26 protein-coding genes are annotated in these 23,984 nt (G+C 55.3%); 7 read left to right on the top strand and 19 right to left on the bottom strand.

What is annotated here, in order from left to right; genetic code table 11:
* Nucleotides 1–31 precede the first annotated feature (31 nt).
* The 4 genes from ACOTWU_RS15620 to yfbV form a co-directional block, all read right to left on the bottom strand.
* Nucleotides 32–1,864, bottom strand: a complete 1,833-nt coding sequence (locus ACOTWU_RS15620) for an SLC13 family permease (protein WP_017693001.1) — start codon at nt 1,862–1,864, stop codon at nt 32–34.
* Between the two features lie 75 nt (nt 1,865–1,939).
* Nucleotides 1,940–2,599: a sugar phosphatase gene (locus ACOTWU_RS15615; protein WP_032669441.1), complete on the bottom strand. Its 660-nt coding sequence runs from the start codon at nt 2,597–2,599 to the stop codon at nt 1,940–1,942.
* Nucleotides 2,600–2,610: 11 nt separating this feature from the next.
* Nucleotides 2,611–3,105, bottom strand: coding sequence for a YfbU family protein (locus ACOTWU_RS15610; protein ID WP_032669440.1), 495 nt, complete (start codon nt 3,103–3,105; stop codon nt 2,611–2,613).
* Between the two features lie 92 nt (nt 3,106–3,197).
* Nucleotides 3,198–3,653, bottom strand: a complete 456-nt coding sequence (gene yfbV, locus ACOTWU_RS15605; protein WP_032669438.1) for a terminus macrodomain insulation protein YfbV — start codon at nt 3,651–3,653, stop codon at nt 3,198–3,200.
* A gap of 337 nt (nt 3,654–3,990) precedes the next feature.
* Here yfbV and ackA point away from each other — a divergent pair, with 337 nt between their 5' ends.
* The gene (gene ackA, locus ACOTWU_RS15600) at nt 3,991–5,193 is read left to right on the top strand and encodes an acetate kinase (protein WP_015572267.1); all 1,203 of its coding nucleotides are present in this window, start codon (nt 3,991–3,993) and stop codon (nt 5,191–5,193) included.
* A 75-nt stretch (nt 5,194–5,268) separates the two neighbouring features.
* The gene (pta, locus tag ACOTWU_RS15595; protein ID WP_017383435.1) at nt 5,269–7,410 is read left to right on the top strand and encodes a phosphate acetyltransferase; all 2,142 of its coding nucleotides are present in this window, start codon (nt 5,269–5,271) and stop codon (nt 7,408–7,410) included.
* A 108-nt stretch (nt 7,411–7,518) separates the two neighbouring features.
* On the opposite strand, the gene ACOTWU_RS15590 is transcribed toward pta, so the two are convergent.
* From ACOTWU_RS15590 to ACOTWU_RS15570, 5 genes are all read right to left on the bottom strand, one after another.
* A complete protein-coding gene (locus tag ACOTWU_RS15590) occupies nt 7,519–8,472 on the bottom strand; it encodes a transketolase family protein (RefSeq protein ID WP_015572265.1) in 954 nt (317 codons plus the stop codon).
* On the bottom strand, nt 8,465–9,295 hold the full coding sequence (locus ACOTWU_RS15585; protein WP_039270261.1) for a transketolase: 831 nt from the start codon (nt 9,293–9,295) through the stop codon (nt 8,465–8,467). The genes ACOTWU_RS15590 and ACOTWU_RS15585 overlap by 8 nt, the downstream gene beginning before the upstream one ends.
* The gene (locus ACOTWU_RS15580) at nt 9,292–10,683 is read right to left on the bottom strand and encodes a PTS ascorbate transporter subunit IIC (protein WP_047741422.1); all 1,392 of its coding nucleotides are present in this window, start codon (nt 10,681–10,683) and stop codon (nt 9,292–9,294) included. The genes ACOTWU_RS15585 and ACOTWU_RS15580 overlap by 4 nt, the downstream gene beginning before the upstream one ends.
* A 21-nt stretch (nt 10,684–10,704) precedes the next feature.
* The gene (locus tag ACOTWU_RS15575) at nt 10,705–10,977 is read right to left on the bottom strand and encodes a PTS sugar transporter subunit IIB (RefSeq protein ID WP_003861447.1); all 273 of its coding nucleotides are present in this window, start codon (nt 10,975–10,977) and stop codon (nt 10,705–10,707) included.
* A gap of 79 nt (nt 10,978–11,056) precedes the next feature.
* On the bottom strand, nt 11,057–11,500 hold the full coding sequence (locus tag ACOTWU_RS15570) for a PTS sugar transporter subunit IIA (RefSeq protein ID WP_047741423.1): 444 nt from the start codon (nt 11,498–11,500) through the stop codon (nt 11,057–11,059).
* A gap of 236 nt (nt 11,501–11,736) precedes the next feature.
* On the opposite strand from ACOTWU_RS15570, the gene ACOTWU_RS15565 reads away from it, so the two are divergent.
* Nucleotides 11,737–12,756, top strand: coding sequence for a LacI family DNA-binding transcriptional regulator (locus ACOTWU_RS15565; protein WP_017692998.1), 1,020 nt, complete (start codon nt 11,737–11,739; stop codon nt 12,754–12,756).
* A gap of 3 nt (nt 12,757–12,759) precedes the next feature.
* Here the strand turns inward: ACOTWU_RS15565 and yfcD are convergent, their stop codons facing one another.
* The 3 genes from yfcD to yfcF are packed head-to-tail and all read right to left on the bottom strand — an operon-like array spanning nt 12,760 to nt 14,634.
* A complete protein-coding gene (gene yfcD / locus ACOTWU_RS15560; protein WP_006811396.1) occupies nt 12,760–13,326 on the bottom strand; it encodes an NUDIX hydrolase YfcD in 567 nt (188 codons plus the stop codon).
* A 55-nt stretch (nt 13,327–13,381) separates the two neighbouring features.
* A complete protein-coding gene (gene yfcE / locus ACOTWU_RS15555; RefSeq protein WP_003861437.1) occupies nt 13,382–13,933 on the bottom strand; it encodes a phosphodiesterase in 552 nt (183 codons plus the stop codon).
* Nucleotides 13,934–13,989: 56 nt separating this feature from the next.
* Nucleotides 13,990–14,634 (bottom strand): glutathione transferase, encoded by a 645-nt coding sequence (gene yfcF, locus ACOTWU_RS15550; protein WP_017692996.1) that lies wholly within the window; start codon nt 14,632–14,634, stop codon nt 13,990–13,992.
* A gap of 140 nt (nt 14,635–14,774) precedes the next feature.
* Between yfcF and yfcG the strand changes: the two genes are divergently transcribed.
* The 4 genes from yfcG to ACOTWU_RS15530 all read left to right on the top strand — a co-directional run bounded on the left by yfcG (nt 14,775) and on the right by ACOTWU_RS15530 (nt 17,300).
* Nucleotides 14,775–15,404, top strand: a complete 630-nt coding sequence (gene yfcG / locus ACOTWU_RS15545; protein ID WP_003861434.1) for a GSH-dependent disulfide bond oxidoreductase — start codon at nt 14,775–14,777, stop codon at nt 15,402–15,404.
* A gap of 75 nt (nt 15,405–15,479) precedes the next feature.
* Complete coding sequence (gene folX, locus ACOTWU_RS15540; RefSeq protein ID WP_003861432.1) at nt 15,480–15,848, top strand: dihydroneopterin triphosphate 2'-epimerase; 369 nt, start codon at nt 15,480–15,482, stop codon at nt 15,846–15,848.
* 13 nt (nt 15,849–15,861) lie between these two features.
* Nucleotides 15,862–16,755 (top strand): TIGR01777 family oxidoreductase, encoded by an 894-nt coding sequence (locus tag ACOTWU_RS15535; RefSeq protein WP_023295087.1) that lies wholly within the window; start codon nt 15,862–15,864, stop codon nt 16,753–16,755.
* A 44-nt stretch (nt 16,756–16,799) separates the two neighbouring features.
* Nucleotides 16,800–17,300: a GNAT family N-acetyltransferase gene (locus tag ACOTWU_RS15530; RefSeq protein ID WP_023295088.1), complete on the top strand. Its 501-nt coding sequence runs from the start codon at nt 16,800–16,802 to the stop codon at nt 17,298–17,300.
* 140 nt (nt 17,301–17,440) lie between these two features.
* Here ACOTWU_RS15530 and hisP read toward each other — a convergent pair whose 3' ends face one another.
* The 7 genes from hisP to purF all read right to left on the bottom strand — a co-directional run bounded on the left by hisP (nt 17,441) and on the right by purF (nt 23,967).
* The gene (gene hisP, locus ACOTWU_RS15525) at nt 17,441–18,214 is read right to left on the bottom strand and encodes a histidine ABC transporter ATP-binding protein HisP (RefSeq protein ID WP_017694749.1); all 774 of its coding nucleotides are present in this window, start codon (nt 18,212–18,214) and stop codon (nt 17,441–17,443) included.
* A 9-nt stretch (nt 18,215–18,223) separates the two neighbouring features.
* Nucleotides 18,224–18,937 carry an ABC transporter permease gene (locus tag ACOTWU_RS15520; RefSeq protein ID WP_003861424.1) on the bottom strand — a complete coding sequence of 238 codons (714 nt, stop codon included), beginning with the start codon at nt 18,935–18,937 and terminating at the stop codon, nt 18,224–18,226.
* Nucleotides 18,934–19,620: a histidine ABC transporter permease HisQ gene (locus tag ACOTWU_RS15515; protein WP_015572256.1), complete on the bottom strand. Its 687-nt coding sequence runs from the start codon at nt 19,618–19,620 to the stop codon at nt 18,934–18,936. The genes ACOTWU_RS15520 and ACOTWU_RS15515 overlap by 4 nt, the downstream gene beginning before the upstream one ends.
* A gap of 88 nt (nt 19,621–19,708) precedes the next feature.
* The gene (gene hisJ / locus ACOTWU_RS15510) at nt 19,709–20,491 is read right to left on the bottom strand and encodes a histidine ABC transporter substrate-binding protein HisJ (RefSeq protein WP_045333684.1); all 783 of its coding nucleotides are present in this window, start codon (nt 20,489–20,491) and stop codon (nt 19,709–19,711) included.
* A gap of 226 nt (nt 20,492–20,717) precedes the next feature.
* Complete coding sequence (argT, locus tag ACOTWU_RS15505) at nt 20,718–21,500, bottom strand: lysine/arginine/ornithine ABC transporter substrate-binding protein ArgT (protein WP_015572255.1); 783 nt, start codon at nt 21,498–21,500, stop codon at nt 20,718–20,720.
* A gap of 290 nt (nt 21,501–21,790) precedes the next feature.
* Nucleotides 21,791–22,360 carry a UbiX family flavin prenyltransferase gene (locus ACOTWU_RS15500; protein WP_015572254.1) on the bottom strand — a complete coding sequence of 190 codons (570 nt, stop codon included), beginning with the start codon at nt 22,358–22,360 and terminating at the stop codon, nt 21,791–21,793.
* Between the two features lie 89 nt (nt 22,361–22,449).
* Nucleotides 22,450–23,967: an amidophosphoribosyltransferase gene (gene purF / locus ACOTWU_RS15495; protein WP_006811407.1), complete on the bottom strand. Its 1,518-nt coding sequence runs from the start codon at nt 23,965–23,967 to the stop codon at nt 22,450–22,452.
* Nucleotides 23,968–23,984: the final 17 nt, after the last annotated feature.

The following is a 23,984-nucleotide window of genomic DNA, read 5'->3' as shown; positions in this document are numbered from 1 at the left end:
GGTAAGGCGTAGCCGCCACCCGGCAAAATGCTCAGAACGGAAACAGGACCGGTATCAATACCACGCACACCACCATCACCAGCACGGTGAACGGCACACCCAGCTTCACGAAATCACTGAACCTATAATTCCCGGGCCCCAGCACCAGCGTATTGACCGGGGAAGAGACCGGCGTCATAAATGCCGCGGACGCCGCCATCGCAACCATCATCGCAAACGGATACGGCGAAACACCCATCGATTTTGCCATCGCCAGCGCAATGGGCGCCATCAGCACCGCCGTTGCGGTATTGGAGATGAACAAACCAATGGTGGCACACATGACGAACAGGCAAACCATCATCAGGTACGGACCATATCCCCCGCCCGCGTCCATTAAGCCTTTCACGATCAAATCCACCCCGCCGGTTTTCTGTAGCGCCAGGGCGAAGGGCATCATCCCGACGATGAGAATGATGCTCGGCCAGTGAATCGCTTTGTAAGCGCTTTCGGCGTCAATACAGCGGAATTTGCCCATTAACAGACAGGCGATTATCGCCGCCACCGGGTTAGGGATCTCGTCCGTCAGCATCAGCGCGACCATCAATACCAGGCAAAAAATCGCATGGGGCGCCTGGCTGTGCGCCGGTGATGCATCGTTCTCTTCAATCGGCATATTCAGCACCACAAAATCGCGGCCTTTCTGCCCGAGCTGGCTAATCAGTTTCCAGTTGCCGACCACGAGGAAGATATCCCCCAGCAGGATCGGCTCATCCACCACCGCCCCTTCAAGGGCTACGCCATCGCGCTTCAGGCCCACCACGTTGAGGCCATAGCGGGTACGAAAGCCGATTTCACGCACGGTTTTGCCCAATAACTCCGATTCCGGGATCAGCGACACCTCGGCCATTCCCACATCCAGCGCCTGGTCAGAGAAATACTCGCCGCGCAGGACCATCGGCTCCAGCAGCTGCTCGCTACAAAACTCCCGCAGATCCACGTCTGCGGTGGACATATCAATCAGCAGGACGTCACGCGCGCGAAACTCTGACACCCCGTTCACGTTAACGATCACCCGGCGAAAACGACGCCAGCGCTCAACCCCGATGACGTTCGCGCCATAGCGTTCGCGTAGCTTAAGGTCATCCAGCCGCTGCCCCACCATGGGCGATCCCGGGCGGATAGCCAGACGTCGGGCACGCCCGGTCAGACGATACTCTTTAATCAGATCGCGGAAAGAGCGCCGCTTCCAGCCCTCTTTGGCTTTATCCTGCTTCTCCCCTTTCAGCGCAAAACGGGTCAATAGCATATAGATAATGCCCATCACCAGTACCACCAGCCCGATCGGCGTAACGCTGAAAAAGCTAAACCCCTCAAGCCCCTCACGGATCAGTTCGCTGTTCACGACGAGGTTCGGCGGCGTCGCGACCAGCGTCATCATGCCGCTGATGAGCCCGGCGAAGCTCAACGGCATCATCAGCCGCGACGGGGAGATCTGCATCCTCATGCAGACGCTCAGCACGACCGGAATAAAGATGGCCACGACGCCCGTAGAGCTCATAAACGCGCCCAGCCCGGCGACCGTCAGCATCAGGTAAATCAGCATTTTGGTTTCGCTGCTGCCCGCCACCTTAACCAACCACGACCCCATCATCGTCGCCACGCCGGTGCGTACCAGCCCGTCGCCAATAATAAACAGGGCGGCAATTAAAATAACGTTGGGATCGCTAAACCCGGAAAAGGCTTCCGGCAGGGAAAGGGTACCGCTCAGAACGAATGCGACAATCACAAACAGGGCGACGGCATCCATGCGCACCTTGCCCGTGGCAAAAAGAATGATGGCGATTAACAGCAGGCTCAGGACCCAAATCAGTTCACCGTTCACAACATGTCCTTGTCAGTGGAGGAGAAGCAATTCTGCCATAAAAAAGCCCCGGTAATGCGGGGCTATATCATGGGATTACATTTTTAGCGAGACGGTTACAACTCCGTCTGACGCCTTCGAGACGTCGATGGCGGTCAGGGTGTTAAGCACGAAATCCGCCTCTTCCAGCCGGGGGGAACCCGCCGGGACGTTAACGGCAATGACGTGGCTTCCGGCGTTCAGCCCGGCCAGCACGCCTGCCGCCGCGTCTTCCACCACCACGCACTCCGCTGGCGCAAGGCCAAGCAGTTCTGCGCCGAGCAGAAACGCATCCGGTTCAGGCTTGCCGCGCTTCACGCGCTCAGCGGTAATGAAGACGTCCGGCGTCGGTAAACCTGCCGCCTTATGACGGGCATGCGCGACGGGAACCGAGCCGGAGGTGACGATAGCCCACGGGATCTGCGCTTCATTCAGGTGCTCAAGCAGTTCACGCGCACCGGGCAGCGCGGTGATGCCTTCGGTATCGGTAGCTTCAATCTGCTCAAGATAGCGGAACTCCGCCTGAATATCTTCCTCAGAACGTCCCGCAAGGAAGTGCCGCAATGAGGTAATGGCCTGTTTGCCATGGATGAAATTCAGTACGTCCTGATGGTCGATGCCGTGCCGGTCGGCCCAGTGGCACCACGAGCGCTCCACCACCGGTAGCGAATCCACCAGCGTACCGTCCAGATCAAACAGAAAACCTTTACACTGCACACGCACCTCCGTCAGGCATTAATGATTTGTTGAATTTCGTTGCTGCTTAAATGGTACTGACGCGGACAGGCGTGCCACGCGCTCAGCATACGTTGATACTTATCCCACATCGGGGTCTGGGCGTTGAAGCCGTGCGTACCCGCATCAAAATGGGTGTAGCGCCCTTCGGTATTCACCATAAAGCGTACATAGCTCAGATAGCGCGCTTCCGTCGCAGCATCAAAGCCCAGGAACGTCACGCGGCGCTCGTCAATGGTCTCCTGGTCCTTCAGATTGGTCCAGGACACATGCAGCGCATGGTACATCTCCATGATGTCGATAACGATACGGCAGGTTTCCTCTTTCAGTTCGCCGAATTCGCGATCCAGTTCGCGCATCTGCAAGCCAAAACCACGTTCGACAATGGTTTGCAGGCGGCTGTAGCGCGCAGCGTTATCGGGATCAAGCATAGTCATCATCTTGTACTGGTTAGACAAAATCAGACGTTGAGCATGGGTCATTTCCATCTTTCGACTCCTGTAGCGCATTGCACTGTAAAAAAAAGACACGGTAACTGATTGTTACTGTGCCTTCTTTTGGTCGTCGTTTCGATGATCAATCACAAGTCATCGAGGAATGTTTTATCAAGCTGTTTAAACGCACGCTTGAGGGTATCCGCCAGCGCCTGATAGTCCGGCTTGCCTTCAACCGGCGCCAGCGCCTGGCCCGCCTCCTCCAGCTTTCCACGCACTTCATAAAACCAGTGTAAAATAGTAGGCGGAAGTGGCGTGACGGAACGTTTACCTAACCACCATAGCCCCTGCATCGGCAGGCTTAACGCAAAGAGCGCCGTCGCGACGGCAGGGCCAAGCTGTCCACCTAACGCTATCTGCCAGCACAGGGTAAAAACGGCAATCGGGGGCATAAAGCGAATCGCATAACGCGTGGCGCGAATAGTGCGATTTTCAATAAACATGGGCGCGAGGCGCTTTTCCATCGGCCATGTCTTTGCGTAATGCTGTCCCCGACGAAACAGACTAAAAAAGTTCACGGACGGGATTTCGGGTGTCGACATGGCTGTACCTCAACTTCACATATAAAAATTAAAATTTTCGTGCAAAACCACAACAGGCTATGACAACGTTCAAAATATTTTGTCATCGCTACCCCGTATCGGGTATCCTGTGCCAGCCTGATAGGGCCGTAGACGATAAGCGTTAACTCGTCAAATTATCGCATATTATGCCATTGTCTGAAAAATGTTCAAAATGGCTTAAAATCATAGGTATTTCTTCCATCCTGCCAGAATGTTCGTTTGGCATGATGTTAATCATAAATGTCTGGGTCAGCATGCGTTACGCTTTTAGACTCACTGACGTTTTTTTAGCCACGTATCAATAATAGGTACTTCCATGTCGAGTAAGTTAGTACTGGTTCTGAACTGCGGTAGCTCCTCACTGAAATTCGCCATCATCGATGCGCTCAACGGTGACGAGTACCTCTCTGGTTTGGCCGAATGTTTCCATCTGCCTGAAGCACGTATCAAGTGGAAGATGGACGGCAGCAAACAAGAAGCGGCTTTAGGTGCAGGCGCCGCTCACAGTGAAGCGCTGAACTTTATCGTTAACACTATTCTGGCACAAAAACCAGAACTGTCTGCTCAGCTGACCGCAATTGGTCACCGTATCGTCCACGGCGGCGAAAAATACACCAGTTCCGTGGTAATCGACGACTCCGTGATTCAGGGTATCAAAGACTCTGCGTCTTTCGCACCGCTGCATAACCCGGCTCACCTGATCGGTATCGCTGAAGCACTGAAATCCTTCCCGAGTCTGAAAGACAAAAACGTGGCCGTGTTTGATACTGCGTTCCATCAGACCATGCCGGAAGAGTCTTACCTCTATGCCCTGCCATACAGCCTGTACAAAGAGCACGGCGTCCGTCGTTACGGCGCTCACGGCACCAGCCACTTCTATGTGACTCAGGAAGCCGCAAAAGTGCTGAACAAGCCGGTTGAAGAAGTCAACATTATCACCTGCCATCTGGGCAACGGTGGTTCTGTTTCCGCTATCCGCAACGGTAAGTGTGTTGACACTTCTATGGGTCTGACCCCGCTGGAAGGTCTGGTGATGGGTACCCGTTCCGGTGATATCGACCCGGCGATCATCTTCCACCTGCACGACACCCTGGGCATGAGCGTTGACGACATCAACAAAATGCTGACCAAAGAGTCTGGCCTGCTGGGCCTGACCGAGGTCACCAGTGACTGCCGTTACGTTGAAGACAACTACGCAGAAAAAGCTGACGCTAAACGTGCAATGGACGTTTATTGCCACCGTCTGGCGAAGTACATCGGTTCTTACACCGCGCTGATGGAAGGCCGTCTGGATGCTGTTATCTTCACCGGCGGTATCGGTGAGAACGCGGCAATGGTACGTGAACTGTCCCTGGGCAAACTGGGCGTTCTGGGCTTCGAAGTTGATCATGAGCGTAACCTGGCTGCCCGCTTCGGCAAGTCTGGCTTCATCAACAAAGAAGGCACCCGCCCTGCTATCGTTATCCCAACTAACGAAGAGCTGGTCATTGCGCAAGACGCGCACCGCCTGACTGCCTGATTCCACACCGCCAGCAATGCTGGCGGTGCTGTTTTGTAACCCGCCCAACGCGGCGGTAACGAAAGAGGATAAACCGTGTCCCGTACTATTATGCTGATCCCTACCGGAACCAGCGTCGGCCTGACCAGCGTCAGCCTCGGCGTGATCCGCGCTATGGAACGCAAAGGCGTTCGTCTGAGCGTCTTTAAGCCTATCGCCCAGCCACGTGCCGGTGGCGATGCGCCAGACCAGACCACCACCATCGTTCGCAAGAACTCCAATCTGCCAGCGGCTGAACCGCTGAAGATGAGCCACGTTGAATCTCTGCTCTCCAGCAACCAGAAAGACGTGCTGATGGAAGAGATCATTGCCAACTACCACGCAAACGCGCAGGACGCGGAAGTGGTGCTGGTTGAAGGCCTGGTCCCGACCCGTAAACACCAGTTTGCCCAGTCTCTGAACTTTGAAATCGCGAAAACCCTCAACGCAGAGATTGTTTTCGTGATGTCTCAGGGCACGGATACCCCAGAGCAGCTGAAAGAGCGTATCGAACTGACGCGCAGCAGCTTCGGCGGTGCGAAAAACACCAGCATCACCGGCGTGATTGTTAACAAGCTGAACGCGCCAGTAGATGAGCAGGGCCGTACGCGTCCTGACCTGTCCGAAATTTTTGACGACTCTTCCAAAGCGAAAGTCATTAAAGTTGACCCGGCTAAGTTGCAGGATTCCAGCCCGCTGCCAGTTCTGGGCGCGGTGCCATGGAGCTTCGATCTGATTGCCACCCGTGCAATCGATATGGCGCGTCACCTGAACGCCACCGTGATCAACGAAGGCGATATCAACACCCGCCGCGTGAAGTCCGTAACTTTCTGCGCACGTAGCATTCCACACATGCTGGAGCACTTCCGTGCAGGTTCCCTGCTGGTAACCTCCGCAGACCGTCCGGACGTGCTGGTTGCAGCCTGTCTGGCCGCGATGAACGGCGTGGAGATCGGCGCGATCCTGCTGACCGGTGCCTACGAGATGGACCCACGCGTAAGCAAGCTGTGCGAACGTGCGTTCGCCACTGGCCTGCCAGTCTTCATGGTGAACACTAACACCTGGCAGACCTCCCTGAGCCTGCAAAGCTTCAACCTCGAAGTGCCGGTTGATGACCACGAGCGTATCGAGAAAGTTCAGGAATACGTTGCGGGCTACATCAACGCAGACTGGATCGAATCCCTGACGGCGACCTCCGAGCGCAGCCGTCGTCTGTCTCCTCCAGCCTTCCGTTACCAGCTGACCGAGCTGGCGCGTAAAGCGGGCAAACGCGTGGTTCTGCCAGAAGGCGACGAACCACGTACCGTTAAAGCGGCAGCCATCTGTGCAGAGCGCGGTATCGCGACCTGTGTGCTGCTGGGTAACCCGGATGAGATCAACCGCGTTGCGGCGTCTCAGGGCGTTGAGCTCGGCGCGGGCATCGAAATCGTTGATCCTGACGTGGTCCGCGAAAGCTACGTTGCCCGTCTGGTTGAGCTGCGTAAGAACAAAGGCATGACCGAAGCCGTTGCGCGCGAGCAGCTGGAAGACAACGTGGTGCTGGGTACGCTGATGCTGGAGCAGGACGAAGTTGACGGTCTGGTTTCCGGTGCGGTTCACACCACCGCAAATACCATCCGTCCACCGTTGCAGCTGATCAAAACTGCACCGGGCAGCTCTCTGGTCTCCTCCGTGTTCTTCATGCTGCTGCCTGAACAGGTTTACGTTTACGGCGACTGCGCGATCAACCCGGACCCAACCGCAGAGCAGCTGGCAGAAATCGCTATCCAGTCTGCGGACTCCGCGATTGCCTTCGGTATCGAACCACGCGTCGCGATGCTCTCCTACTCCACCGGCACCTCTGGTGCAGGTAGTGACGTAGAGAAAGTCCGTGAAGCGACCCGCATTGCACAGGAAAAACGTCCGGATCTGATGATCGACGGCCCGCTCCAGTACGATGCCGCGGTAATGGCTGACGTGGCGAAATCCAAAGCGCCGAACTCGCCGGTTGCAGGTCGCGCTACCGTGTTCATCTTCCCGGATCTGAACACCGGTAACACCACCTATAAAGCGGTACAGCGTTCAGCAGACCTGATCTCCATCGGGCCAATGCTGCAAGGCATGCGCAAACCTGTGAACGACCTGTCCCGTGGTGCGCTGGTTGACGATATCGTCTACACCATCGCGCTGACCGCGATCCAGTCTTCGCAGCAGCAGTAAGCTAAAAAGCCCGGTGGCGCTAGCGCTTACCGGGCCTACGGTTTTATAGGCCGGATAAGCGAAGCGCCATCCGGCAAGAGAGGCGACCACAAATGGTCGCCTTTTTTATTACAGCAGCTCCCGCGCCGCCGACACAATGTCATGTGCCGTCAGGCCATACTCCTTCTGCAAGAAGTCCTGCGTACCCACCTGACCATACCGTTCCTTCACCCCCACCCGCCGCATAGGCACCGGACAGGTTTCCACCAGCACTTCCGCCACCGCCGACCCCAGCCCGTTGTGAATGCTGTGATTTTCGCAGGTCACAATACGCCCGGTTTTCTCGGCATAGTTTTTCACCAGCATCCGATCGATGGGCTTCAGGGTAAACATGTCGATGACCGCTGCGCTTACCCCCTCCTGCTCCAGCTGGCGCGCCGCCTCCAGCGCTTCCGCCACCATAATGCCGTTAGCAATCAGGGTAATATCGGTTCCCTCGCGCAGCACGTTGCCCTTGCCGATGGTGAAGGTTGACCCCGGGGCATACACGCTCGGCGCCTGTTTACGGATGGTCCTTACCCAGTAAAAGCCTTCCAGGTCGATGAGCTGACGCAGCACATCTTCGAACATCACCGCATCGGTCACCTCCAGCACCACTGAATGCGCCAGACCGCGCACGATGCCCATATCCTCAAACGACATATGCGTCCCGCCGTTGTGACAGGCCGTCACGCCCGCATCCGAGGCAATCACCTTCACGTTATTGCGCTGGTAGTCCAGGGACATAAACAGCTGGTCAAAGCAGCGACGGCTGGCAAAAGCGGTAAAGGTATGAACGAACGGCTTACGTCCGGTGAGCGACAGCCCGGCGGCCGTCCCAATCACGTTGGCCTCCATAATGCCGCAGTTGATGACGTGCTGTGGGTAATCACGCGCTACGCCGTCCATCGCCATCGAACTCATCAGATCCGCTTCGAGCGCAATGATCTCGCTCCCGGCCTCAATCTGTTTTGCCACAAAACCCGCGTAGACCTTACGCATCTCAACGGCATCTTTCTGTCCTGTCGGTGCAACCTTAATCATGTGAAGCCTCCAGTTGGCGAATCGTCTCGTTAAGCGCCGCTTTGCTCTCCTCGGTTAATCGCAGGTGATGCGAGTTGCTGAGCTGTTCAAGGTATGGCACCCCCTGCCCTTTAATGCTGTCGAGGATCACCACCCGCGGACGCGCATCAGCCTCAGGGATCGGCGCGGTCACCTCCAGCAGCGCCGGAATGTCATCCCCTTTCACCGTCACCACGTCAAAACCAAAGGCGCGGAATTTGCCTTCCAGGTCGAAGGCGCTGATGATTTCGTCCAGCTCGCCGTCGAGCTGCTGTTTGTTCCAGTCCACGAATACCGTCAGGTTGTTCAGTCGATGGTGAGCGATAAACTGGAAGGCTTCCCAGCACTGCCCTTCATTCAGTTCTCCGTCGCCAACGATGCAAAACACCCGGTTTGGCCTTCCTGCCAGCTTGTGCGACAGCGCCATGCCGCCAGCGATGGAGATCCCCTGCCCCAGTGAACCGGTGGTGGCATCCACGCCGCGTGTTTTCAGGCGATCCGGGTGACTTGGCAGACGCGTCCCGTTCTGGTTCAGCGTGCTCAGCTCTTCAATCGGGAAGTAGCCCTTAATCGCCAGCGTGCTGTACAGCGCCGGCCCCGCATGGCCTTTCGACAGCACAAAGTAATCGCGCTCTGGCCAGTCCGGATCGGCCGGGTCAATTTTCATTACCGCGCCGTACAGAACGGCCAGCGTTTCAACGACTGACATGCTGCCGCCGTAGTGCCCAAAACCCAGCTGCGTAAGGGATTTCAGCGTCTCAAGGCGGATCTGACGCGCCAGTTCGGTTATTTCATTCTCATTCATGATTTGGCTCCGGGGTTTTCCTGCGCGTTACCGCTGGCAGGTTTGTTTTTAGCGAAGACGTTGTAGGCCACCAGCAGCGCGAACAACACAACAACCAGTCCGGTGATGGCAAGCGGCGACAGGAAGCGTGCCAGGTTGCCCAGCACAATCCCGACCGCACCAAAATCAGCGTCCGAGAAGGTCGTATTCGCAAAGCCAATTGCGCCCAGAACGGGCAGCAGCAGGACCGGGAGGAAGGTGATCAGCAGGCCGTTAGCAAAGGCGCCAATCATTGCCCCGCGGCGTCCACCGGTGGCGTTACCGAACACGCCCGCCGTTGCGCCGGTGAAGAAGTGCGGCACGACGCCCGGGAGGATCAGCACCCAGCTAAACTGACCGCAGATGAACAAGCCCACAATCCCGCCGAGGAAGCTAAACAGGAAGCCAATCAGCACCGCGTTTGGCGCATACGGGTAGACCACCGGGCAGTCCAGCGCAGGCCGCGCATTGGGCACCAGTTTTTCCGAGAAGCCGGTAAAGGCCGGGACGATTTCCGCCAGAATCAGGCGCACGCCCTGCAAGATGATGAACACGCCTGCCGCGAAGGTGATGGCCATAATGATGGCGTATACCAGGTAGTTTTGGCCGCCGCTGAAGGTGGCCTCCACATACTCACGTCCGGCGCTCACCGCCATGATCAGGTAGATAATCATCATGGTCAGGGAGATGGAGATTGAACTGTCACGCAGGAAGCTAAGGTTCTTCGGCAGGTTCATCTCTTCGGTGGAGCGCGAGCCTTTCCCGACCTTGCTGCCAATCCAGCCGGACAGCACGTAGCCCAGCGTACCGAAATGACCGAAGGCGATCTCATCGTTGCCGGTAATACGCTTCATATAGCGCTGCGCAATCGCCGGGAAGAAGGCCATAATCATGCCGAGGATCAACGAACCGGTAAAGACCAGCCCGACCCCCTCGAAGCCTGCAACCGTCAGGATCACGCCGATCATGCATGCCATGTAGAAGGTGTGATGCCCGGTGAGGAAGATGTATTTCAGGCGGGTAAAGCGCGCGACAATAATATTCGCCACCATCCCGAAGGCCATAATGAGCGCGGTGGAAGCGCCATATTTCTCCAGGGCAATCGATACAATAGCTTCATTGTTGGGAATAATGCCCTGAATATTAAAGGCGTGCTCAAACATACCGCCGAGCGGATTTAAAGAGCCCACCAGCACAGTTGCGCCGCCGCCCAGTACAATAAAGCCGAGAATGGTTTTAATTGTGCCTTTTACCACATCCGAAAAGGCTTTTTTCTGCGCCACAAGACCAATCAGAGCAATTAACCCGACCAGCACTGAAGGGACTTTTAAAATATCAACAACGAAATTCAGCGTTTCAAGGATAAACATATCCACCTCGCCTTATCAGGATTATTGTCTTTCGAACCAGGCGCGCAGCTGCGCTTCGAGTTCGTTGATATCGATGATATTGTTGATTACCACCAGCTGGCTTTCCGGCACGCTGGCGCTGGCGGCAATGTCTTTCGCCATTACAAACAGATCCGCCGCGCCCGGCGTGGCCGAGGAGAGATCGGAGTGTTCAACTTCGGCCTCAATTTCCAGTTTTTTGAGCACCTTTTTAATATTCATTTCGACCATAAAACTGCTGCCCAGGCCGGAGCCGCAAATAGCCATGATTTTCATTGTTATCCCCTTTTTTGAGTAGAGTACGCCCCATCACGCTGACGCGTAATGTTGAGATGAATCGGATTAAATAATTAAATCAGAAGCGATCGATAACGGTTTTTATCTCCTCCAGCGTATTCGCCCGATGTAATTCAGCCATATCTTCGTCGCTGGAAAATAATTCCGCTAAGGCTGAGATCATTTCGATATGGCTATGCTTGTCCGGTGCCGCCAGCATCACAATCACATCGACGGGGTCAAACTCACCGGCACCAAAAGAGACGCCCTGTTTTAGTTTTAATAATGACAGGCAAAGTCCTTTCGCCCCTTCTTCCGGTCGCGCATGTGGCATTGCCAGCCCTGGAGCCAGCACATAGTAGGGACCTAACGTCTGGTGCTGCTCGATGATAGCCGTGACATATTCCGGCGCAATGACCTGCAAATCCAGCAGCGGTTTCGCGCACAGTTCCAGCGCCTGGGGCCAGCTTTCAACGCTATCCTGTAGGATGATGGTTGTATCATATATCCACTTTTTGAGCATTTTTCACTCCCTCTAAAGACCAGACATGGGCAAACTCTATTCAACCCATCAATCAATGACTGCGATCGCGATCACAAAGATAGCGCTACCAACGACTAACATGCAGAACTGTGATAGCGCTATCAAATTGCTATCATGGTGCGAAATCACAGCAAAAAAAGGGATTTAAGGCGTATACTGCCTGTCACGTAAAATGAAGGATGAAACTGAATCGCGTCCTGTCAGCAGGAAGATGTATGTCTTTAACCCGAAAACGGCGCAGTACCGGAAAAGTAACGCTCGCGGATGTCGCACAGCTTGCCGGCGTAGGCACGATGACTGTTTCCCGTGCCCTCCGCACGCCCGAACAGGTTTCCGATAAACTGCGTGAAAAAATTGAAGCCGCGGTGCAGGAGCTGGGTTATATGCCCAATCTTGCCGCCAGCGCACTGGCATCGGCGTCGTCATGGACGATCGCGATGGTAGTTCCCAATCTTTCCGAAGCTGGCTGTTCCGAGATGTTCGCCGGGCTACAGCAGGTGCTCCAGCCAGCCGGATATCAGATCATGCTGGCGGAATCTCAGCATCGTCTTGAACAGGAAGAGAAACTGCTCGAAACGCTGCTGGCCTCGAATATCGCCGCGGCGATACTGCTCAGCGTCGAGCACTCCGATACCGTACGCCACTGGCTGAAAAACGCCTCTATCCCGGTGATGGAAATGGGTGCAATGCGTGCCGATCCGATTGATATGAATATCGGGATTGATAACGTCGCCGCCATGTATGAACTTACCGAGATGGTGATTCAGCGTGGCTACCAGAATATCGGCCTGCTGTGCGCTAACCAGGAGCAGTGGATTTTTCAGCAGCATTTGCAGGGCTGGTACAAGGCGATGCTGCGCCACCACCTGTCGCCGAACAGAGTGATTAATGCCGCCATGCCGCCGAACTTCTCCACCGGCGCGGCACAACTGCCAGAGTTCCTGCTGGCGTGGCCGGAACTGGATGCGCTGGTGTGCGTATCAGATGAACTGGCCTGCGGCGCGCTGTATGAGTGCCAGCGTCGACGCATCAAAGTGCCGGACGATTTAGCGGTCGTGGGCTTTGGCGACAGCGACGTCAGCCGCGTCTGTCAGCCGCCGCTGACAACGATGGCAGTACCGCATCGCAAGATTGGGATTGAAGCCGGGAAAGCGTTACTGGAACGTCTGAATGACGGAGACTGGCGCGATCATAAACCCATCGCGTCCAGCCTGTGTATGCGGGAAAGCTGTTAAGGCTTACTCAGCCTCTTCCTCTTTTTCCGCCTTATTTTCCGGTTTAGCGGATTCGTTTTTGGCGTTGCGGGTCATCCACAGCGCCAGTGCTTTAAGGGAATCTGGCGTGAACTCGTCGCAACGCGCGGTGATCTCTTCCGGCGTCATCCAGCACACTTCGCTCACTTCCTCTTCCTGCAAGGCGAAAGGTCCGTGGGAAACGCAGCTAAACAGCCCGCCCCAGACGCGACAATGTTCATCTTCGAAATAAAATTGCCCGTGCTCGGCAAACGGCACGCCAGCGATACCTAACTCTTCTTCCGCTTCACGACGCGCGGAATCCAGCAATACTTCATCGGCCTGCACAACGCCACCTGCTGTGGCATCCAGCATACCAGGAAGAAAATCTTTGGTGTCGGTGCGACGCTGGACCAGAATCTTGCCCATGCCATCATGAACAACGATGTAAGTCGCGCGGTGACGCAGACGCTCCGCACGCATTTGTTCGCGGCTGGCCTGCGCGATCACTTCATTCTCTTCGCTGACAATGTCAACCCACTCAGTACTTGCCAAATGATTCTGCTCCACCATCGGGAAACCTTCTCGTCTAAGCGCTCTTTCGGCGCGTTTGCAGTTGTGGTGTAACTTACGGATTAATCGCTATCTGCGCAATAACTTGCTGATCATTAAGTGCGATAACGCTTAATGTCCCGTCTTCATACATGCCGTAGCTTGCCGGATTGCCGCCTTTAGGAATGCTGACAGACCCGGGATTAAAGTGATAAAACGCCCCGCGTTTTTCCGCCACCGGAATATGAGTATGACCATAAACCAGGACATCGCCAGCGGCGAGTGACGGCAGGTTATCCGGGCCGAACAGGTGCCCGTGGGTCAGGAACAAACGGCTGTTTTCCATCAACACCTGTTGCCAGGGAGCGGTGATGGGAAAATTCAGCAGCATCTGGTCAACTTCGCTGTCACAGTTGCCGCGAACGGCGATAATGCGCGAGGCAAAATGATTAAGTTTTTCCGCCACCTGCGCGGGAGCGTAGCCTTCCGGCAACGCATTGCGTGGGCCGTGGTTTAACACGTCGCCCAGGATCACCAGCCATTGCGCTCCGCTTTGGGCGAACAGAGAAAGCACGCGTTCGGTCGCGGGCAGCGATCCATGAATATCCGACGCAAACATCAGTTTCATCAGTTACTCCTCAGGAATTCAGACTGCCCCTATCATACCTCAAGCGCCCCGTCTTATCAGCCCGCGCGCTTAGCAGAGAGTGCCAGATAGCGCTGTACCGACGCGCGTTGCCACTGGAATGTGGCGTAATCCACCAGCAGCTGTGGGACGTCATCGCCGTTGAGGATCAAGCGATTGAGCATCAGCGCCAGATCGGTGTCGGCAATACACCACTCGCCAAACAGGTTGGGGTTACCCTGCGCCAGCAGCGATGAGGCAGTTTCGATCAGCTTCCGGGCGCTGGATAAGCCTTCCTCGCTGAGGGCGGGCTTTTTGACGCCAGCGAACACCACGTCCGTAGAGCGTTCTGTGCGAATCGGCACCAGGTCGCTACGCAGCCATGCCTGGATCTGGCGAGCGCGGGCGCGCTTTTGCAGATCGTGAGGATAGATGCGTTCCCACTCTGGCGGGGCAAAGCGGTCCTCAAGATACTCGTCAATCGCCGAGGATTCACTCAACTCAAAACCGTCGATCTCCAGCACAGGGACTCGGCGAGTGAGCGCGTAGCCCTGCCACTGGGGCTTCAGATGTTCGCCGCTGTCCAGGTCGACGGTTTTCAGACTAAAAGTAAGCCCCTTTTCTGCCAGCGCCACATAAACGCTCATGACATAAGGAGAAAAAAAGTTCGCATCGGACCACAACGTTATTACAGGCTGGCTCATAACATCCTCATCGGCTGATCGGTTTTCACTCAACATATAATCTCTTTGCCTCGCTGTCACTTGATGAAAACTCACGATTTACAACAAGCACCTATACTGATTTTTTATGGCAACACTATTCGCACTGACAGGAGTTGAGAATGATAGATCTCTATTATGCCCCCACCCCTAATGGCCATAAGATCACCCTCTTTCTCGAAGAAGCCGAAGTGGACTACCGGATCATTCGCGTGGATATCAGTAAAGGCGACCAGTTCCGCCCCGTTTTTCTGGCCATATCGCCCAACAATAAAATTCCGGCCATCATTGATAACCTGCCTTCTGACGGCGGCAAACCGTTAAGCCTGTTTGAGTCTGGAGAGATTTTGCTCTATCTGGCAGAGAAAACCGGCAAGCTCCTGAGCGGTGAGTTGCGCGAGCGTCATCACACGCTGCAATGGTTATTCTGGCAGTCGAGCGGCCTGGGGCCAATGCTGGGGCAGAATCACCACTTTACCGCCTATGCGCCGCAGACGATCCCTTACGCCATTGAGCGATATCAGGTCGAAACCCAGCGCCTGTACGGGGTCCTGAACCGTCGGCTGGAAAAATCACCGTGGCTGGGAGGTGAGCATTACAGCATTGCAGATATCGCCTGCTGGCCGTGGATTAACACCCATGAACGCCACCGGATCGATCTGGCCACTTATCCGGCAGTGAACAACTGGTTTGAGCGCATCCGGACGCGCCCGGCCACCGAACGCGCCATGCAAAAAATCCATCAGATTTGAGCCTGCGCCCCGTTGGGTGCAGGTGTTTTCCTCATGTATGATGAGGTGAAAATACTGACACGGAGAAGACCTGCAATGTCCCAGCATGACGCTATTATTCGTATAAAAAACTTACGCTTACGCACGTTCATTGGTATCAAAGAGGAGGAGATCGCGAATCGCCAGGATATCGTGGTGAATGTAGTGATCCACTACCCGGCAGACAAGGCGCGTGCCAGCGAGGACATCAATGACGCGCTGAACTATCGCACGATCACCAAAAGCATCATCCAGTACGTTGAGAACAACCGTTTTGCGCTACTGGAAAAATTAACTCAGGATGTGCTCGACATCGCACGCGAACACCACTGGGTCACTTATGCTGAAGTGGAGATCGATAAACTTCACGCCCTGCGCTACGCCGACTCCGTCTCCATGACGTTAAGCTGGCAGCGCCAGGCGTAAACCTGGAGGTTGTATGAAGATCCTGCTCACCGGCGGTACGGGCCTGATTGGTCGCCATCTCATTCCACGTTTGCAGGCGTTGCATCACGACATTACCGTGGTCACGCGCAGCCCGGAGAAAGCGCGCCAGGTGCTGGGCGTCGGCGTTGAGATCTGGAAAGGCCTGGCGGAAAGGCAGGATCTGAACGGCTTTGACGCCGTCATCAACCTTGCTGGCGAACCTATCGCCGATAAACGCTGGACCGAAGAGCAAAAACAGCGTTTATGCAGCAGCCGCTGGAACATGACCGAAAGGCTGGTTGAGCTGATTCGCAGCAGCGAGACGCCGCCTTCGGTGCTGATTTCAGGTTCTGCTACAGGCTACTATGGCGATCTCGGTGAAGTGGTGGTGACCGAAGAGGAGCCGCCGCATAACGAGTTTACCCATAAACTCTGCGCCCAGTGGGAGCGCATCGCCTGCGCGGCGCAAAGCGATCGTACCCGCGTCTGCCTGCTGCGCACCGGCGTGGTACTTGCGCCGAAGGGCGGTATTCTCGGTAAAATGCTGCCGCCGTTTAAAATGGGACTTGGCGGGCCCATCGGCAACGGTCGTCAGTATCTGGCGTGGATCCATATCGAGGATATGGTCAACGGCATTCTCTGGCTGCTGGATAACGACCTGCGCGGGCCATTTAACATGGTATCCCCTTACCCCGTACGTAATGAACAATTTGCTCACGCCCTGGGGCATGCCCTGCATCGCCCGGCGGTGCTGCGTGTGCCTGCAACGGCGATTCGTCTGTTGATGGGTGAGTCTTCGGTGCTGGTGCTGGGCGGGCAACGCGCGCTGCCAAAACGGCTGGAAGCGGCCGGGTTCACGTTCCGCTGGTATGACCTGGAAGAGGCGCTGGGGGATGTGGTGCAGTGAATATGTTAGAGTTATACGCCATGTCTGGATGAGATGGCGTAACTATGGCAACCATTACCACAACCCGGCTTCACCTCACCCCTTTCGAACCTTCTGACTGGGCGTTCTTCCGCTCTCTGCGTGAAGACCCCGCCATCATGCGCTATATGGCCGCTATCACGCCGGAAAAAGAGACGCGCCGCGTATTTGCCGCGCGCCTGATGGCGGAGCATGTCTTTGTGGTCCGTCTGCATAACGACGTTACGCCGCTCGGGGATATCGGCCTGCAAATCAGTGCGGCGAACCGTGAAGAGGCGGATATTGGCTACACGGTTGTGCCTGCCGCGCAGGGAAAAGGCATTGCCAGCGAAGCGCTGCGCGCGGTGTGTGAGTATGCATTTAACCAGACGGGCGTGAAGGCGATAAACGCGTACGTGCTGGCAGATAACGTTGGGTCGGTGCGGGTCCTTGAGAAAGCGGGTTTTGTGCGCACGCAGGTGCTGGAGAAGGCGTACGAGATTAACGGCGTACGGTATGACGACTGGGTGTATCGGCTGGAGTGTTGAATGCCGGGCGGCACTGCGTTTGCCCGGCCTACGGGGTTTGTAGGCCCGGTAAGCGAAGCGCCACCGGGCAATTGGGCGGCTCTGCGGCCTGATGCCCTCACCCCGGCCCTCTCCCACAGGGAGAGGGAGAAAGGCCAAACCTACTTCAACGAGCCTTTCAGGAACTGCTGCAACCGCGGGCTTTGCGGGTTCGCCAGCACCTCATTCGGATGACCCTGCTCTTCAATTTTCCCCTGATGCAGGAAGATAACGTGGTTAGAAACGTTACGGGCGAAGCCCATCTCGTGCGTCACCACCACCATCGTTTTGCCCTCTTCCGCCAGCTTTTGCATGATGCGCAGCACTTCGCCAACGAGTTCAGGATCCAGCGCGGAAGTCGGTTCGTCAAACAGCAACACTTCCGGCTCCATCGCCAGCGCACGGGCGATGGAAACACGCTGCTGCTGCCCCCCTGACAGGTGCACCGGATATTTGATCTGCTGCCGCTCGTCGATACCCACTTTCGCCAGGTATTTGACCGCACGCTCGCGGGCTTCCTGCTTGCTTAAGCCGAGCACCTGAACCGGCGCTTCCATCACGTTCTCCAGCACCGTCATGTGGCTCCAGAGGTTGAAGTGCTGGAACACCATCGTCAGGCGTGTACGCAGCAGGCGCAGCTGGTTTTTATCCGCCACTTTAAGCTGGCCGTCTTTATCACGGACCATATTAATGTTCTGTCCGCTCACCACAATCGATCCTTCGCTCGGCTTTTCGAGGAAGTTGATGCAGCGCAGGAAGGTACTTTTACCCGAACCTGATGAGCCGATAATACTGATCACGTCGCCCGCGTTAGCCTCCAGCGACACCCCTTTCAGCACTTCATGTTCGCCGTAGCGCTTGTGCAAATCAATTACGTTTAATTTGTTCTCAGCCATCATAAATTCTCAGTGCGTCGACGGTTTTATATGCTGCAACCAGCGTTTTTCAGCCTTACGGAACAGACTGATCAGGACGTAAGAAATGATCAAATAGAGCACTGCCGCAATGCCAAACGCCGTAAACGGCTGGTAGGTGGCAGAGTTAATATCGCGGGCAATCTTTAACAGATCCGGTACCGTGGCGGTAAACGCCAGTGCCGTCGAATGCAGCATTAAAATCACTTCGTTGCTGTAGGCCGGCAGCGCAATACGCAGCGCCGAAGGCAGAATAATACAGCGGTAGAGCTTCACGGACGAGAAGCCGTACGCGCGCGCCGCCTCGATCTCACCGTGCGGCACAGAACGGATGGCCCCGGCGAAGATCTCGGTGGTATAGGCGCAGGTATTGAGGGTCAGCGCCAGCACCGTACAGTTCAGACCGCTGCGGAAGAACGCGTTCAGCATCTCGGTGCCTTTCACGATCTCCAGCGTGTACATCCCGGAATAGAACACCAGCAGTTGCACGTACAGCGGAGTACCGCGAAACACGTAGGTGAATAGCCAGATAGGGAACTGGATAAATTTATTGTTCGACACGCGGCCAATGGCAAGAAACACCGCCAGAATGCCGCCCATTACCACCGAGGAGATCAGCAGCCACAGCGTGATGGCCACGCCAGTAAAGCGGTAGCCATCCGTCCACAGCAGGGATTTCCAGTACTCCTGAATAATCTCAATCACAGGTCAGCCCTCTTCACACCCACGGAGTAGCGACGTTCGAGCAGAAGCAGCACACCATTGGAGACGGTCGTAAAGACCAGATAAATTACGCCGCAGACCACCGCAAAATAGAACGGTTCCCAGGTGCTTTTACCCGCCAGCTGCGTGGCCTTCACCACATCTTCCAGACCCAGCAGGGAGACCAGCGCCGTAGCCTTGAGAATAACCTGCCAGTTGTTACCGATGCCCGGCAGCGCGTAGCGCATCATGGCCGGGAACATGATCCGGCGAAACGTTTGTGAGGAGGTAAAACCGTAGGCGGTCGCCGCTTCAATATGCCCTTTCGGCACGGCCATGTAAGCGCCGCGGAAAGTCTCAGTGAAATAGGCACCGTAGATAAAACCAAGGGTAATAATACCGGCCACCATCGGGTCGATATCGATCTGCTCCATGCCGATGGCATCCGTCACGCCGTTAAGTGCGATTTGCAGGCCGTAAAAGATCAGCAGCATCAGCACCAGGTCAGGCACGCCGCGAATCAGCGTGGTATAGCCTTCAAATATCAGCGCCAGCGGTCTGTTGGCGGATAATTTTGCCCCCGCGCCCGCCAGGCCTATCAGCACCGCCAGCACCACGGAGCTGATAGCCAGCTCAAGGGTGACAAGCGCGCCCTGTAAAATAACGCCAGAAAATCCGTACAGCATACCGCGTGCCCTGTCGTCTCGTGAGTGGTGGAACCGTGTCTTTTCCCCTCCCGCAACGGGAGGGGCCGCACGTTATCAGACGGGGCGATTAGCCGCCGTAAACATTAAAATCGAAGTACTTTTTAGCCAGCTTGTCATAGGTGCCGTCCGCGCGCATATCGGCGAACGCTTTGTTCAGGGCTTCACGCAGTTCGTTGTCTTCTTTACGCAGGCCCATACCGGTACCGACGCCAAAGAGTTTTTCGTCCTTAATGGACGGACCGCCGAACTTGTAATCTTTACCCACAGGCTGTTTCAGGAAGCCTTCGCTTGCCGCCACTTCGTCCTGGAATGCTGCATCAATGCGGCCTGCCGTCAGGTCTGCGTAGATGTTTTCCTGGCCCTGGTAAGAGACAATTTCAATCCCCTTTGGCGCCCAGTGCTCGTTGCCGTAGGTTTCCTGCGTCGTACCCTGCAACACGCCCACGCGTTTGCCTTTCAGAGATTCAAGGGTTGGCTGAATGTCAGAGGATTTCGCCACCACCAGACGTGAGTCCGCCGCATAGAGTTTGTCCGTGAAGGCAATCTCCTGCTGACGTTTTTCTGTGATGGACAGGGAGGACATGATCACGTCAATTTTCTTCGCTTTCAGGGACGGGATCAGCGCATCCAGCGGGTTTTCAACGTAGGTACATTGCACTTTAATGCGTTTGCACAGCTCGTTAGCCAGATCGATGTCAAAACCGACCAGTTCCCCCTTCGCATTCTTCGATTCGAAAGGTGCATAGGTTGGGTCAGTTCCAATACGAATTTTCTGCGGAATTGCTGCGAATGCCGCGGTGGCGCTGGAAAAAGCCAGTACCAGAGAAAGTGACAACACCAGTTTTTTCATATCTGTCCTCAACAAACTGTCTTAATACGAGATTTTTACGACGACGGGGTGTTGTTAATGTGCCATTAATCCCCTCATTCAGGCAAAGATTAATGCCTTTGAACGGGAATTTTTGCATTTTAAATGCTTAACTATGCACACAGCGATCCAGTATGGTGCATGTATTGCACCATACTGGAACATAACCCCGTTAGGATGCACCACTTCAGTGCATCTTATTCAGGCATTAATCACCGTAGACGTTGAAATCGAAGTATTTCTTCGCCAGTTTGTCGTAGGTACCGTCTTTACGCAGCTCATTAAACGCTTTGTCGAAGGCGGCTTTCAGCTCGGTATCATCCTTACGCAGGCCAATACCGGTACCGTCGCCAAAGTATTTTTTGTCTTTTACCGACGGGCCGGCAAAGGCGTACTCTTTACCCGCAGGCTGTTTCAGGAAGCCTTCGCTCGCGGCGACTTCATCCTGAAACGCGGCATCCAGACGGCCTGCCGCCAGGTCAGAGTAGATTAGATCCTGGTTCTGGTAAGCCACAACATCGACGCCCTTCTCGCGCCAGTTAGCATTGGCGTAACCTTCCTGGGTCGAGCCCTGAAGCACGCCAACATGTTTGCCTTTCAGCGAGTCGATGGTCGGCTGGATTGGCGAGCCTTTCGCGGCAATCAGACGTGAGTCGGCAGCGTAGAGCTTCTCAGAGAAGGCGATCTCCTGCTGACGTTTTTCCGTGATGGAGAGAGAAGAGATAATGGCATCAATTTTCTTGGCTTTCAGCGACGGGATCAGCGCGTCAAAGTCACTGCCCACCCATGTGCATTTCACTTCCATGCGTTTGCACATCTCATTTCCCAGATCGATATCAAACCCCACGAAGTCGCCTTTCGCATCCTTGGAGGAGAATGGCGCGTAGGTTGCGTCTGTACCGATACGAACTGTCTGTGGAAGCGCTGCATAGCTACTTGCTGCTGCACTCAAGCCCACGAGCAAAGACAGAGCCAGAACCGTCTTCTTCATACATTTACCCTCAAGAACCGTGATTTTATTATGGTTTATGTTGTGTGTTGTGTTGCAGGCTTTTCTTGCAGGTCTTATGCCACATTGTCGTCGGGTTAAAACTTCGACGTTAAATATGTTAATAAAACGTTGCGATACTGCCTTAATGGTGAAAGATAGCAGGTCTGCCGAACGAACCGGAAAGAGAAAAAGGGAAAAAGCGAATTAAATGTCGAGGATATGATCGCGGTTGCAGTTTTGCCCTGAAACAGGGCAAATTGTCTTTTCATGCACCTTGTTTGTGCACAGCTTCACGCCCCCTGCCAGCGGGTAAAGAGATCTTCCGGCAGGTCGATATCGAACTGATCCAGTACGCGATTAACGGTCTGGTTGATGACATCGTCCAGCGTTTGCGGACGATGATAGAACGCGGGGACCGGCGGCATAATCACGGCCCCCAGTTCGGCTGCCTGCGTCATTAAACGCAGATGTCCCAGGTGCAGCGGCGTTTCCCGCACGCAAAGCACCAGAGGACGACGCTCTTTCAGCACCACATCCGCTGCACGCGTCACCAGCGTGTCGGTATAGCTGTTTACAATGCCGGAAAGAGTTTTAATCGAACAGGGCAAAATAACCATGCCGGCCGTTTTAAACGAGCCCGAAGAGATGCTGGCGGCGATATCGCGGGCATCGTGGACAACGTCAGCCAGGGCCTGAACGTCGCGCAGGGAGAGATCGGTTTCAAGAGAGAGGGTCTGACGCGCCGCCTGGCTCATCACCAGATGGGTTTCTACGCCTGCAACGTCACGCAGCACCTGTAAAAGCCGGACGCCATAAATCGCGCCGCTGGCACCGCTGATCCCTACAATGAGTCGTTTCATGATTTTCGCCCTTGCTGATTTCAGGGCAGACTGTGCAGGATTTTACGGGGAGTTGCAAGTGAGGGCGAGCGCCCTCACCTGCATACGCATCAACCTTCGTTGTGCATCTCTAAGCTTTCGAGATCGTTTTGCAGCTGGACGGCTTTCGCATCGTCGTTACGCAGCGAATCCAGATAGTCGAGATACTGCTGGTCAACGTCTTTCGTTACGTAGATCCCATTGAATACCGAGCATTCGAACTGCTGAATATCCGGGTTCTCGGCGCGCACCGCGTCGATCAGATCGTTCAGATCCTGGAAAATCAGGCCGTCGGCACCGATGATCTGCCGAATTTCGTCTACTTCACGACCGTGAGCAATCAGCTCGTTAGCGGTTGGCATATCAATGCCATACACGTTCGGGAAGCGAATTTCCGGCGCTGCGGAGGCGAGATACACTTTCTTCGCCCCGGCCTCACGCGCCATCTCGATGATCTGCTCAGACGTCGTGCCGCGCACAATGGAGTCGTCCACCAGCAGCACGTTCTTGTCGCGGAACTCGGCACGGTTAGCGTTCAGCTTACGACGTACGGACTTACGACGCAGCTGCTGGCCCGGCATGATAAAAGTGCGGCCCACGTAGCGGTTTTTTACGAAGCCCTGACGGTACGGCTTGTCCAGAATACGGGCAATTTCCAGCGCGATATCACAGGAGGTTTCAGGGATTGGGATCACGACATCAATGTCGAGATCGTCCCACTCGCGGGCAATCTTCTCGCCCAGTTTCGTCCCCATGTTGACGCGCGCGCTGTAAACGGAAATCTTGTCGATGAACGAGTCCGGACGCGCGAAGTAAACGTATTCGAACAGGCACGGGTTGCTCACCGGGTTGTCGGCGCACTGACGGGTAAACAGCTGGCCCTTCTCAGTGATGTAGACCGCTTCGCCTGGCGCGACATCACGCAGGAATTCGAAGCCCAGAGTGTCCAGCGCCACGCTTTCGGAGGCAACCATGTACTCGGAACGGCCATCGCCGAGGTCACGTTTGCCGAGCACCAGCGGGCGAATGCCGTTTGGATCGCGGAAGGCCACCATGCCGTGACCGATGATCATCGCCACGCAAGCATACGCGCCACGGATCAGGCGGTTAGTCGCGGCAACGGCGGCAAAAATGTTGTCTGCTTCCAGCGGATAATGGCGGAAGTTATCCAGTTCGCTGGCAAAGATATTGAGCAGGATTTCAGAATCAGAGGTGGTGTTAATGTGGCGACGTTTCTCTTCGAACAGCTTTTTACGCAGCTCGTGGGCATTGGTCAGATTGCCATTGTGGGCAAGCGTGATGCCATACGGGGAGTTAACGTAAAAAGGCTGAGCCTCAGAGGCGCTGGAACTGCCAGCAGTAGGATAACGAACGTGACCGATCCCCATATTACCTTGCAGACGCTGCATATGGCGGGCTTCAAACACATCGTTTACCAGGCCATTCGCCTTGCGTAAACGGAAGCAGTTGTTTGCATCAATGGTGATGATACCCGCAGCATCCTGCCCACGGTGCTGAAGCACCGTTAACGCGTCATAAATCGACTGGTTTACCGGCATGAAACCGGCGATACCGACAATACCGCACATTCGTCTTTTCCTCGTTA

Origin of the sequence: Enterobacter cloacae complex sp. GYL001, from assembly GCF_049237125.1 — a bacterium.
Taxonomy (GTDB): domain Bacteria; phylum Pseudomonadota; class Gammaproteobacteria; order Enterobacterales; family Enterobacteriaceae; genus Enterobacter; species Enterobacter hormaechei_C.
Note: the sequence above shows the minus strand (reverse complement) of the source record. Positions and strands in the feature narration are given on the sequence as shown.